We start from the raw sequence: 14,228 nt of genomic DNA on the forward strand, positions 1-14,228 counted from the left end.
TTTAGCGCTGTTAGCGTCAGATTTACTCCTTCAAATTGAGCAAGTTTTAAGTCAAATTGGTATTAATACCTCCAGTCTGTACTGTAGACTTATCATATCGAGATTGCGAGTAAAATGATCAGCTGGGTGTTACGGCCTAACTTGACAGCCAACGTCAGTCATATGACGTTTTTCAAGTACTTGAGCTGCTGCTTTTTTTAATTTTTGTACGTAAGCTTCTGGCGCATTTTTATGAGCAGTGAGGTAAAGTGTTTTACTCAAGTCGGGGACTTCTAAGACTTTATCCCATTGCGCACGGACACCCATTCTAGTTGCCATTCTTTCAACAAAATTCTCCGCACCGAAGATGAAGTCTATTCTACCTTTTTCAAGCAGACCGCCAGCTCGATTAAAGCTACTGACCGATACAAGGTTATTGTCAGGATTAAAACCGTGCTGTTTCAGGTAATTCTCTGAGAGTTGGTCGGCACCAACGGCAACAACATGTTGTTTTATTTTTTCTATACTCCACTGAGAGTGAGTGTTTACATCGGCACGCTTGTAAAACGCGACGTTCAATTCACACAGCGGTGCAATCCAAGTGTAATTCGCTTCTCGATCACTGGTCTTGGCTAATGAGTACAGCAATGCGTAAGGCGATTTACTGGCATATGACTTGGCTCGTGCCCATGGCAACATATAGATTTGATAGCCTAAATCGGCTTCCCACATAATGAGTCTGACAATTTCGCTAGCAAAACCGCCTATGGCGCCATTTTTTTGTTTGACTTGATAAGGAGGAAAATGCTCGGTGTAGATATCTATTTTCTTTGGTATGTCAGCGTGTGTATAAAAAGCACTGAATATAGCGATAACGCTCCCAATGAAATACTGCATATAACGTTCTCAAGGTCGTTTTAGGTAGTATAACTCATAATTTGGTATTGGTTTTCCTTGTGCCTTGATAATTTTTATTTGGTGTCATTATGGCATCATTAAAGTGCGTTTTGGTGTGTTTATAGAATTAAATAATGACGTAAACTAGTCTCCGTGGTTGAGGAGTTGTTATGCGTTTTGTTTCATTGATAATGGTCTGGCTAGGTTTCTTATTGGTGTCTATCCCTTCATATAGTAGTGAAGTTGCACTGGATTATGTGATGGGAGAGGGTGACGTTAAAGGCTTAAGGCTTGGTTATCGGCCAGCACACTTTAGTATTTCAGAATATGGGTTTAGTGAAGGTTCGTACATTTACTTTGAGTTGAGTACGAACTATTGGGAGTATGGCGACCCAAAACGTTCAGACACTAGTTTTGCAATTGCTTTATCGCCTGTGCTCAATGTGCCAATAACAAAACTCGGCACGATGCCTGTTAATTTTGAATTTGGTATTGGCATGTCATACGTCAGTGACACACGTTTTGCCGGTAAAGATATTGGTGTGCATTATCAATTTGAAGACCGAATTGGTATCAATTTAAGCGTAACACCAACTAGCAAAGTGGGAATGAGGTACTTACATTACTCAAATGCTGGTCTAAGTGATCATAATCCAGGTCTGGATTTCTTTAACTTATTTTACGTTAGGCGGTTCTAATACGGTTTACTAAACCAACTTTCGTATTCAAACAGTAGGTTGGCTGTTATTGCTCAACCTTAGCGTGATTTTGCAAACAGGTCGGATCCGGTTTGCACAACGGTTTTTTCTCCCTTTTATGATTTCAAGGATGAAATCTTTTCTTACTTATTTCACGATTATTTTCCTTTGGTAACGCGTTAGAATCTACCAGCTGATGTTGCTGTTTTAGGGATGTTTTGGCCGCAGTGTTCAGCTGTAACGACAAATAACTTCTGACTAGCGTTATATTACGCCTTTTGAGCTTGGGTATTTTATAACCTTTTATCTTGAGTTCAGGTGTAATACTGCGAACAAAAGTTTGACCTAAACTTAGGTTTAGGAATTAAGGTCTTTTTCCAAACAATAATAAAGAAGGAAGAACCATGGAAATAAGCTCTGTAACTACACGATTAACGCGTTTCACCCCATTAGTTTGGGTGATGCTAATTGGCAACTTTTTTGTTCGTGCCAGCTATTACATGGTGTGGCCATTTTTAGCCGTAATACTGTATGAAAACTATGGGCTGAGCGCTACTGAGGTAGGCTTGCTGCTGACGGTATCTGCGACGGTCGCAGTCTTTTTAGGCTTTTACACCGGTAATTTGGCTGATCGTTTTGGTCGCACCAAAATGTTATACATTGCTGTCAGCATAGGTGCGATTTCTTTTTCTATGCTAGCGGTGGCAGAGTCATTATGGCTATTCGCAACATCGGTATTTTTGGCCTGTTTGCCCAGAACGCTTTGGGATGCACCTAGTAAGGCGTTACTTACCGAAGAACTGGCAGATGTAAAAGACAGAGAACTAGCGCTTCACCTTCTCTATTTCTTAGTCAATGTGGGAGCAGCGCTTGGGCCTCTTTATGGATTATGGGCGGGGCTCAACGGGGAGCAATTTAGTTTTATCTACACCGGTATATCTTATATTGGTCTACTATTTGCTCTGCTTTATTTTCGACCTAAGTTGAGTGAAGCACAGCTTGCAACTGCTCAGTCAGCAGCTAAATCTGTACCAAAGTTTTCAAAGTGGCTCGGGATTTTACGTAAAGATAAAGTATTTCTGATAGTGCTTGTTGCCACGACTTTGGTGTACTTAGTATATGCTCAGTGTGATTCGAGCTTAGTTCAATACCTTACCCGTGCTCAAGTACCTGACTTAGCATGGCTGATCTCAAGCCTCATAATAGCGAACTCAAGTGTCATTATTATCTGCCAGTTTCCGCTGCTCCATTTGATGAAAAATTGGCGAATTGAACATCGACTATATGCAGGCGGGATAGTTTTGGTGATATCTCAATTGATGATGGCTATCAATGATGTACAAAATGTCTGGGGTTGGATAGCAGCAATGATGGTGTTGAGTTTAAGCGAGGCGATTATGTTCACAAATATCAATGTGTACATCGATAGGTTGGCTCCTGATAATTTAAAAGCTAGTTACTTTGGTGCCGCTGGACTTTGTTCCCTAGGATATGCTGTGGCACCAGTATTAGGTGGACTTATCTTGGATCTGCACTCAGGGATGATGTTGTTTATAGTAATGACATTAGTATCAATCACGGCGCTTGGTTTTTATCGTATTGCTCAGGTAAAACCAAGCGTGGCCGCTGAAGCTTCTTAAATATCCCGCGCTCACAGTATATGCGGTGTTCGAATCTGTATCACCGCTTACCTTTTTAACTGGTATTAATTACCAGCCATTTTCTGTAAGTAGCTAAGGCGCTGTTGCTCCGCTGCGCTTGGCTGATATGGCTGACGCTCCAATGCGTCAAAGTAAAAATCGGTGATCTCATACTCAGAGACTTTACTGTCGCCAAATTGTGCTCGTTTTCCTGGCATGGGTGACATTTTCTCAATAACAAAGGTTTTTAGTGTAAATCGTGAAGGGCCTGACTTCGCTGAAAATGGCTCAAGCACTGAGTGATGGGCTTTTAAATGAAAGACCTGTTTACCCTCGCTGAGCTTTTGCTTTTCTACTAGATGACTTACGGGAGTGCCATCAGGTGTGAACAGGTTTGCGCGGATCCGATAGCTACCGCTTTGTTTTACCTCAAGTTGAAGCGGAATGACTAAATCGCTTTTATGGGGATATGGCTGGGCAATCGTTAGTAAAGTAGCGCTGGGTTGATAGTAACGAGCATTGGCGGTCAGTGCTACGGGCTTTGCATTAGTTGGGTTTGCTCTAACTTGGATATTTAACTCAGGTGGCCAGTCTGCTTGTCCTGCAATTTCTCCTTGCCAAACCTCTGCTTTTTTTATTAATCGAGAGGTTGCGATGGTCTGTTGTGTCATTGGATCAACGACTGTAGCAACCGCACTGGAAAACTGACTGCCAGATAAACTAACTTCGATGGTTGCTGGATGAATAAAGCGATATTGATTTAATGTCAAAGACACCTGTTGGTTGGTATCTTCTAATAACATAGTAACGGCGTAAAAATGGTTGGGGTTGAGTCTGTCAAAATCCCCTTTCCCAAGTGGTTGTGAATAGGGTGGCAAGGAGATGCTGTACTCATAATGTGCTGCCGCAGATTGCGCTGCTTGTGCAAGGGGCAGGGCATCGATGAGAGGTTGTTTTTTTGACGCTGTGGCTTGCGCTGTAGCCGCCTTCGGAGTTGGTGTTATCGCACTTGCATTAAGGGGAGGAGTTGCCTGCAAGGCGGGTGTAGGTGAGGGAGGCATTGGGCGTTGCAAGGCAAAAAAAACTGCCGCAATACAGACGATGACTAAAAGCGTGCTGATTAAGAAAAACTTTTTCATAAACTTACTCTGTTAATACAAGGAACTGCGCAAGTCAGTTCCTCAACATAGAAATTAGCAAAGTGACACTGTGATCACAGTGAACTTAAAATCAATTGTGAAAAGCTTTGAGAGTCAGACTCGCTTACGTAGCGATAGGTTTTTTTCCAAAACCAACTGCCAGTTGTTTCTTCGTAAGTGTTGAAGCGAATAGTCTTATATCCAGCATTGAACTGGGTGCGTGCTGCGGTTACTTTGCCCTGATAGTCTCTATCAGGAAGATTGCCGTGACTATACTCAGCACTCATGAGAAGTGGGTAGTGATAGGGCATAAAGCTTGTTACTGCATCATCTTGTGCGGTGAGCTGACCATTGATAGCAACACTGCTACTGCAGCTTCCAAAACTGCCTTTTGCCGACGCACCGCAAGAGGAATGAGTAGATACCACACCATCGTCATTGCCAGGTAAAAAGCCTGACGTGAGACCAAAATAGTCACTTGCATCAGCAACAAATCGCAGGCGTGGCGCATTGTCACTCGGGTATTGCGAGACTTGTCTGGCATTATTTACCTTTAAATCCCACATTATCCCAAACTCTTCGGGCATACTGCCTAGCCACGCTTCAATAGCTTGACGTGTTAGTCCACCGACTATGCCACCAGAAGTTGCCGCGTTAATTGCGGTGTCAGCTAATTCGCTGCCCCCACCGGCACCTGCTAAATCAAAGGTAGCGACAATATTCAAAGGAGAAAGGCCTGCATTTTGCAACCAAGTTGCTTGGTTATCTAAGATATAACGTGCGACTAGATCACCTGTTGAGTGAGTCACAAACACACACCCTGGATCACAGGTGCCATTCTCGGCAAATGACTTTAATTTTGGCCAAATAAAGTCAGTGGCAATTTTACCTTCTAGGCGCTCATAAGAAGGCCAATCGATGCGAGCATCAGCATGGTTTATCCAAAAAGATGACCAGTACTCTTGACCTTCAAGCTCAACATTCGTGCTAGTTGGGCGGTTTAGTTGATCCGCTTGAAAGCCATGGATAAGAATGGTTTTATAGTTTGCGGCCTGCACCGGAGTGCTAAGTGCCACGCCGGATAATAACGCTGAAATAACAGCAGTGTATACAAAGTTAGTTTTCATTGTCTTCGTCCTTTAAAGCGCCAAGTGACACATCTATAACTAGCCTAAGACCGAGTATTAATCTCGTGAGCTCTTAGAGTTCGCACAACTACTTTCACTACTACTGAAACGCATCTTATTAGTATAATTTGACGTGCATCATTATATTCACGTCAGGTTAACTTACGCTACCTCTGGGTTATTGTGAAGATCCGAAAGTAAATTTAATGTTTTTTCACTACGTTTCACAAATGGGTTGGTGTCGTCCCAAACATAACCTGCCAAAACAGAAGTGATTTGGCTTTTTATTTTTTCCGGCTTGTTATTTGAAAAGAATAAACGGCGCAGACGACCGTCATACCAGCCTTCAATATAGGTGCGCATCACTGCGATACCATCAAGCATGTGCTGCTCATACTCTTGTTGCCAGTCTGCGGCTTTACCCTCAAGTTGCTTGACTATTAAGTCTGCGGCTCTAGCTCCGGACTCAATCGCAAACATAACTCCCGCTGAAAAAACAGGATCAATAAACTCGCTAGCGTTACCAGTTAGCACGAAGTTTTTGCCATAAAGCTGCTTAATCCCTTTGGAATAACCTTTAATCTCCTTAGGCTCCATGCAAAGCTCCATTCCCTCTAGCATCGCGGAGGCATGTTTATCACGAGCAAGATAAGTTAAAAAGCGTGCTTTGGTATCACCTTCTGCGCTCTCTAAATAAACCGGATCACCAACAAAACCAACGGAAACGCGGCCATCTGAGAAAGGGATCAGCCACGCCCAAACTTCTTCTTCGTGAACTAAAATAGTGACTTTATTGTTTTCAGCGCCTGTATTGACACCGTTTGCTGGTTTAAATTGTGCGAACAGTGTTGCACGTGTAGGTAAAGAAGAAGGCTCGTTTAAGTCCAATAAGTTAGCTAGCACACGGCCATAACCACTGGAGTCAACTACGAATTTTGCTTGGATTTCTTGTTGCTCACCGGCCTCGTTTACTACTTTAACAATAGGTGATTCAAGCTCCATATTAGCATCAACAACTGATGTACCGAACGCAATAGGTGCGCCCATTTTTTGTACTTCTTCTGCAAGTACATTATCAAAATCGTCTCTAGGTACTTGCCAAGTCCAAGTCCAGCCATCAGTATAATTTTTTGAAAAGTCGAAAAATTCGTGGAAATCATCTTGCTTAAAATTGGCACCAATTTTTTTCTGGTAATTGCGTGCGACAAGGGCTTCCATAAATCCCGCATCTTCTAAGTGCTGCATACTTTGTGGTAGAAGACTTTCACCGATGACATAGCGAGGGAAGTGGCTACGCTCAACAATTTTTACCGTGAGTCCAGCTTTGATAAGTTTTGCTGCGGTCATGGTGCCGGCGGGTCCAGCACCGATAATAAGTACATCTACATTTTCCTTAGCCATTTTGTAATTCCTTAATCATATATTGTGAGAAATGTGGCATTGAGTTAGTCCTAGAGTGATACACTTAAGCATCACACTAGGACTTTAATTTAACACTATATTAACAGTGAAATTGTTAAATAGTGTTCATAATTTCTGACATTTTTATTAAGTCATCAGGGGTTTTAATCCAGCTGTTGTGAGAGCCTGTCATCACGATTTCTTGGAGCTGTTTAATATCCATGACTGTATTAATAAGATTATGCTTTTTGTTGAGATATAAGTTGATAATACGATTGGATAGTTGTAGTTCTAAACTGTCCGAGGGGGAGATCTCTACCTCTGATCCGGCACTAAACAGGGTCACTTTTGCATCGCATACAAATCGAGGTTCAGCACAGTAATTGTAATTAATACTATCAGGTGCTAGCGCTGCAAATTCGGGGTATAAAGTAAAAGCTTCATCATTAACTTTTGCGTAGTCAAAACATGGGTCAACAAACACAATGTGCTCAATCGTGTCGCCGTTTTTCTGTAATAACTTTGCGACCTCTAGTACCAGTGTTGCCCCAAAGCTCCAACCAAAAAGTCGGTAAGGGCCACTTGGTTTTAACTTTTTAAGGTGGATAACATATTGCGGGGCTAGCGTTTGGAACTGGTAGTATTCATAAGCCAATGAGCCTTCGCACTTGTCTTGCGCAGCATAAATGTTGTTGAAGCAATAACAGGGTGACGAAAGTTTCGGGGCAAGCGATTGTAAGTAACTCTCAGCGCCTCCACCTCCAGGTGGAAATAAAAACCACTCAATAGGGGTATCCGTGCCATTCACTAATGCACCGACTTCTATATCGCTTAGGGTTTTTAGACTACCTTGTTCACACGCGCCAAGTGAATGTTCAACAATTTGTGTTAGCGTCGCTGCAAATGCAGTGATAAATTTTTGCGTTTGGTTGTCACCTAACTGACTTGCAAAGGTAAGTTGCAGCTGCATTTGACGCACTTGCGCATTGACTATTAATGCCATCTCGTCTCGGTTTTCTTCACTGCTTGCTTTACCAGAGTCAGCGCTTAGCATACTTATACCATTACCCTGAGTATCGCTATTGTTGTCAAGCTGTCCCAAATAATTGAAGCTTACTTTGGGCAGTTGGCTAAAAGCAAACTCGCCACGCCTTACCAGCTCACTAAAGCCAAGCCCTTTGTCTGGAATAGCCCGAAGCGTTTCTTTGCTACTAATAATCAAGGTAGACAAGTCGTCCTCATTTTTTAACGCAACGGGGAACATACTGGTAAACCAGCCAAGTGTTCTGGAAGTATCAATCTCATTGCTCAAATGTTCGCGGCCGTGGCCTTCTAATGTCAGGTGACAGTAGTCTGTGGTGAAGCTGTGGCACCATGCTCTGGCAAATGCACTCAGTAACAAGTCATTGATTTCAGTATTGAAACCAGCAGGCGCATGGCGTAAAAGCTGCTCGGTAAAATGCCTATCGAAGCGATGTGTAAAGTGTTGCTGTGGAGCTGTTGCATTGAGTGGCTGGTGGGTATGTAGCACATTTTTCCAGTATGGGATTTGTGGCTCAAACGGATGTTGGGCTAATACTTCTGACCACTGACGATAGCTACTTGTTTTATCTGCAAACATGCCTCCTTGGAGCAAATTGTTGAGATCTTCAACAAACACCCGCCATGACACACCATCGATGATTAAGTGATGGACAATAATGGCCAGTCTAGGCGCACAGGTTTCACTGTTCAACAGGACAGGTTGCCAAAGGGTGCCACTCCCTAATTCAAAGCGCCCGTGTATATTGGTCAGTGCTTGTGCCGTTTGCTCAGCATCAAGGGAAGTCGTATCTAAGTGGATCAGCTTTGGCACAGGGCAGCTTTTGGTGCTTTGATACTGAGATTGCCATGTTTCACCTTGGCTAAACTGTGCTCGTAATATGTCATGGTGACAATGAAGCTGAGCAAGGGCATTCTCTAGCGCATCTAGTGTAATATCATGTGGCAGCGCCAGCATTACAGATTGATTAAAATGCGCTTTATGTTGGTAATGAGAGGTAAGAAACCACTGCTGAATTGGCAGAAGAGGGATCTTGCCATCAAGTTCGCCCTGCTCTGCATTGATTATTACCTGTTCACTCGTTGCTAAAAACTGGCATAGTGCGTCGAGTGTAGGATAGGTAAAGATGTCTTTGGTGGATAAAGCATAACCTGCGCGCTTTAGCGCGGACATCAACTGAATACTAATAATGGAATCGCCACCAATATGGAAAAAGTTATCATCCAGCCCCACTTGCTTGAGTCCAAGTACTGCACACCAAATCTGTGCAATCTGTTTTGCTTGTGCTGTCTGTGGTACTCGGCGGTGCTGTGCGTGAGAAAACTCTGGCTCTGGCAGAGCGCGAGCATCAATTTTACCATTTATTGTTACAGGTAGCGCATCTAACACCACGTAGGCGCTGGGCAGCATATAACTTGGCAGTAGTTGACACAGCGATTGCTCTAGTGCAGCTTCATTGAATGACTCTGTGTTTGCGAGTACCAAGTAAGCGACAATACGTTTAATTCCATCTTGCTCGTTTACCTTTATAAAGGTTGTTTTAACGTGTGGATGCTGTTTAATGGCAGCTTCAATTTCCCCAAGCTCAATACGGTAGCCGCGAATTTTAACCTGAAAATCGCTTCGTCCAACGTAGTCAAGTAGGCCATCTTCACGCCACTTAACTAAGTCGCCCGTTTTATACATTTTGTTCCAACCATTTTCGAGATACTTAGTCGATGCGAATGGATTAATTAAGAATGCTCGTTCAGTTAAATCTGGGCGGTGCAAATAGCACCTTGCCATACCTGCGCCACCAATATACAGCTCTCCTGCGACTCCTGGTGGCAGTAATTTTCCTGTAGGTGACAACACGTAAGCAGACTTATTAGCAGTAGCACGGCCGATGGGCGCGCCTTGAGTGGTGTCATTGAGTAAACAGCATGTTGCATAGACGGTTGTTTCTGTAGGGCCATAAGCGTGATAGAGACTGAGATTGGGGGCTTGACTTTTAACTTGCTCAACTATAGTCAAGTCAACGGCTTCACCCCCAAAGTTAATTTGTTTCAGTCCTGCGTGCACAAAAAAGTCTTCGTTGGCTAAGCGGTTGAAGAGCGCAGTTGTGACGAAACAGGTATCAACTTGATTTTGTTGGCAATAGCTTACTAGCTTGGTTGGATCAAGTTGGGTATGTTTGTCTATTAGATGTAATGTTGCTCCATGGCAAAGCGTTACAAAGCAATCAAAAATGAAGGCATCAAAGGTAATGCTTGACAGACTAAGCACATTGTTTAACAAGGTGGCGTCAATAAAGTGGTCGTCAGTAGCATAATTTAACAATGCTTCGTGGCTTATCTCTACGCCTTTTGGATTGCCAGTGGTCCCGGAGGTATAAATAATATATGCCAGATCAGATGGTTTTACAGATACCTTGGGCTCAACGGTGGCTTCATGTGATGGCGCGTCACTGACTAGATAGTTCAGAGCAGCTAATGGTGAGCTTGCTAGTTTATTTAGCCACTGAGACTGAGTGATCACGATTTTTGCATCACAGTCTTTGGCAATATAGTCAATTCTTGAGTCAGGAAACTCCGGTGAAATTGGCACGTAACCACCGCCAGCTTTGAGAATAGCGAGGATGGCGACAATCGAGTCCAGCTGTTTTTCGTGCATCAACAATACCGGAAAATCCCCTTGGTACTCATGACCATATATCTCAGCCTTGTAGTGCAACAGCTGCTGCGCCAGCTGACAAGCTTGCTGATTGAGCGCTTCATAAGTTAAGTGTTTATCGTGGCAAACTACAGCGATTGTATCGGGGGTACTCTCGACCTGAGTGCAAAGCAAGTCATTAAAATTATTGAACTTGCACAGTGTACGCTCAGTTTGGTTCCATTCATTAAGAATACGTGCTTTTTCTTCAGCAGTAATTATTTCAATATGATTGTGTAGTAGGTGAGGATCTACGGTAATCTGCTCAAGGATAAGCAGCAGTTGGTTTTGTAATTGCTCTATGCGTAGCGCGCTGAGCAAACTGCCGTCATACATTAGTTCAAGTTGCAAGGTACCTTGCTCTTTTGCGATTAGCGCCAGTGGGTACTCAACTTGTTCTGGCGCTGCGTCAAACTGCCAGCGAGCTTGCTGGGCTTCAGCTTGTTCGTTTTCAAGGTTTGGGTAATTTTCGAAAACAACTAGGCTTTGGAATAAACGCGTGCCACCTTGTTGCAGTGATGCGAGTGACACATTCGCATGACTATTTAAGTCTAAAATGGCCGTTTGGATCTTCTCAAGTTGCTGCGCGATGGTGGTATCGCTAGGCCAATCAAGATAAAGCGGTAACGTATTAATATAAGCACCAACACTTTGCGCGATCCCGTCAATTGGTAAGTCACGGCCTGCGATAGTTGTGCCAACAAGCGTAAATTCGTCGCGCGTGTAAATCTGGATAAGTTTATGCCAAGCAAATTGAACCGCAGCATTGAGTGTGACCGAGTGTTGCTGACACACTTGTTGCAACTTACTTAATGTTTCGTTTGGCAGAGTAAAATGTCGTGTCCGTGGGTCGTGGTTATGACGCAGTGTTTCTAAATCTGTTGAGTGACTAAACAAGGTATTCAGATCGTTTGCCTGTGATAAATCAGCGACATGATTTTGCCAAAAAGCTTTGGTGGCAGCTTGGTTGTCTCTTAGGTAAGCATGGGCATCTAAATAGGCATTATCCACCTGAAAAACAGGCGCTTGGCCTTGTAGTAATTGCGTGTAGTTCTGGTGAACGGTCTGCATAACGAGTGGGCCGCTCCAGCCGTCACAAATGCTGTGATGCTCAGTTTTTATTAAGTGATAATGGGTTTCACCGCGTTTGACCACATGCAGGTTAAATAGTCCCGGTCTTGCAAAATTAAACGGCTGGGCGAGCGTTTCTTTTGCCAGCGCTGCGATGTGCTGCTCTTGTTCATCTTGAGGATATTGACTCATATCAATCACACTAAAGTTATCATCATCAACACAAGTGTGATTAACGATAAGCTGTAGCATGGTTTCTTCAACATCAAAGGCGCAGCGCAGAGCCGGATATTGTAGTGAGGTTAACTGCCATGCTTGTAGGTAGAGTGAGGGGTCGATTTTGTCGAAATACTGCATCTGTGACTGCACGCGATAAGCGGTGTCTGCGGGGTTGTTAAGCTGATGGAAGATAAAGCCTTGCTGCAAGTTTGTTGCAGGATAAACTGCGGCTAGGTCGTAGCGTGTGCACAGGGCATCTAAATGGCTGAAGCTGATACCCGTCAGGTTATAGTCGCTCGGTGTGTGTTTGGCACCAAGCGCTTTGGTGCTCAATGCTTTATCGATCACCGCTTTAAGGCTGGCGGTGAATTGGCTTTGGAACAGAGCAAATTGTTCATCAGATAATGCTGTGGTGCAATTCAACACAAGTTGACCATGAATAATAGCTGCGTTGATATCCAACACATAATGACCGTTATTCTCGGCGGCGACTTGTTGACCAGTAATGGCCTCGGTTAAGTAGAAGTCGCCACTAGGTTGTTGCGCTTTTGTGCCACCGATTTGGCCTAAATAGTTGAATGCAACGCTTGGCAAAGCACCGGTTACCTGTTTGGCAAAATAAAACTGACCAAAAGCAACGCCGTTATCTGGTAAGCAACGCAGCTGCTCCTTAGCATTGACGATAGCGTTTTCGAGGCTTTCACCTGCATGGAGTGCCAGTGGATATAATGATGTAAACCAACCAACAGTGCGTGAATGGTCAATGTCTTCTGCAATGTGCTCACGACCATGCCCTTCAAGGGCAATAACCTGATTGTTACTACCAGTAATATGAGCAAGTGTCAGTGATAGCGCGGCAACAACAAGATCCCTAGGCTCGGTGTGATAACCCTGATTAGCCTCAAATAGCAACGGTTGCGTGAATGCAGAATCTAGTTTAATCACTCGGTTTTTCGATGTACTCTTGGCTGTTAAGTGCGTTTGGCAAGTATCAAGTACTTCCTGCCAGTAGTTAATTTGTTCAGATTGAACCTGTGCATATTGGGCTAAGGTCTCAACCCACTGGCGATAACTTGACGTTTTTTGTGCTAATTTTTTGCCTTGATAAAGGCTATTTAAATCCTCAATTAGGATCCGCCAAGAGACAAAGTCAATGATCAAGTGATGGAAGGCCAATACCAATACATCTTGGCCTTGGCGTTTGACGCGAATTGGCCGCCATAACGGGCCTGAATTTAACACAAACTGTGATTGCAAACGGGTTAACTGCTTGGCAAGTTCGTCGTCACTGAGTGTATCTGCATCGAGCCTAGTCAAAGGCGCCATGGTGCTATTTTGTTGGTACTGTTGGGTAAAGTGCGCTGTCTTTTGATTGAACACTAGGCGTAGCACATCGTGTTGCTCAGCCAATACAGACAAGAGTTCGACTAATCGCTCATCACTGATTGCACTTGGCATCACCGTGGCAAAAGTTTGTGCAAAATGTGCGGGATTAGCAAACTGATTGGCAAAGAACCACTGCTGGATAGGCAGCAGATCGAACTCGCCTTCAAGCTGGCCTTGTTCGGTTTTTATCTCAACCTGCTTATCGCCATTGGCATTGATAAGTTTTGCCAGCCGCGCCGGAGTTGGGGCGGCAAATATCTCTTTAACTTGTACCGTTAATCCAGCTTCTCTTAAGCGTGAAACCAGCTGAATACTGACAATAGAGTCGCCGCCGATTTGGAAGAAATTATCTTCAATGCCCACTTGCTCAAGACCAAGTACCTGCTGCCAAATCTCACAAAGCTGGGTTTCTAAAGCATTGCGCGGTGCCACATAGAGGTTATCGGCTTGAAGCTCTGGTGCGGGCAGAGCCTTACGGTCAAGCTTGCCGTTACCGGTGAGTGGAATATGTTCAACTAGGATAAAGTGACTGGGCACCATGTACTCTGGTAATGCAGCACTTAGGGCAAGCTTTAACTCGGTAATTTCAAGAGTAGACTCTGCAACAAGGTAGGCGGCCAATGCTTTGCCTTGCGGTGCAGCTACATCAATCACCACGGCGTTTTGTACGCCTTGCTGATTGGCAATGGCAGCGGCAATTTCGCCTAATTCAACGCGATAACCACGGATTTTTACCTGCTCATCGTTACGACCGAGATACGCCAAGTCGCCGTTGTCTAGGAAACGGGCAAGGTCACCGGTTTTGTAGAGTTTGTTATGGCCGGGGTCATGACTAAACGGGTTATCAATAAAGCGCTCGGCATTAAGCTCAGGGCGATTTAAGTAACCGCGGGCAACCCCAAGACCTGAAATATATAACTCACCCGGTGCGCCAATAG

7 protein-coding genes are annotated in these 14,228 nt (G+C 44.0%); 2 read left to right on the top strand and 5 right to left on the bottom strand.

From position 1 onward, the window contains the following. Positions 1-129: 129 nt before the first annotated feature. Entirely contained in the window at positions 130-876 is a 747-nt protein-coding gene (locus tag D9603_RS19000) for a transporter substrate-binding domain-containing protein (RefSeq protein ID WP_128732479.1), read from the bottom strand. A 170-nt stretch (positions 877-1,046) separates the two neighbouring features. Here D9603_RS19000 and D9603_RS19005 point away from each other — a divergent pair, with 170 nt between their 5' ends. Next, entirely contained in the window at positions 1,047-1,574 is a 528-nt protein-coding gene (locus tag D9603_RS19005; RefSeq protein WP_128732480.1) for an acyloxyacyl hydrolase, read from the top strand. Between the two features lie 404 nt (positions 1,575-1,978). Further along, the gene (locus tag D9603_RS19010) at positions 1,979-3,214 is read left to right on the top strand and encodes an MFS transporter (protein ID WP_128732481.1); all 1,236 of its coding nucleotides are present in this window, start codon (positions 1,979-1,981) and stop codon (positions 3,212-3,214) included. Between the two features lie 65 nt (positions 3,215-3,279). On the opposite strand, the gene D9603_RS19015 is transcribed toward D9603_RS19010, so the two are convergent. From D9603_RS19015 to D9603_RS19030, 4 genes are all read right to left on the bottom strand, one after another. Beyond that, positions 3,280-4,353: a hypothetical protein gene (locus tag D9603_RS19015; RefSeq protein WP_128732482.1), complete on the bottom strand. Its 1,074-nt coding sequence runs from the start codon at positions 4,351-4,353 to the stop codon at positions 3,280-3,282. 74 nt (positions 4,354-4,427) lie between these two features. Beyond that, a complete protein-coding gene (locus tag D9603_RS19020; protein WP_128732483.1) occupies positions 4,428-5,480 on the bottom strand; it encodes a hypothetical protein in 1,053 nt (350 codons plus the stop codon). 162 nt (positions 5,481-5,642) lie between these two features. After that, positions 5,643-6,881 carry an NAD(P)/FAD-dependent oxidoreductase gene (locus D9603_RS19025; RefSeq protein ID WP_128732484.1) on the bottom strand — a complete coding sequence of 413 codons (1,239 nt, stop codon included), beginning with the start codon at positions 6,879-6,881 and terminating at the stop codon, positions 5,643-5,645. 115 nt (positions 6,882-6,996) lie between these two features. Then, on the bottom strand, positions 6,997-14,228 hold a 7,232-nt coding region (locus D9603_RS19030), incomplete at its 5' end, for a non-ribosomal peptide synthetase (protein WP_128732485.1).

The organism is Pseudoalteromonas sp. PS5, from assembly GCF_004103255.1.
Taxonomy (GTDB): Bacteria; Pseudomonadota; Gammaproteobacteria; order Enterobacterales; family Alteromonadaceae; genus Pseudoalteromonas; species Pseudoalteromonas peptidolytica.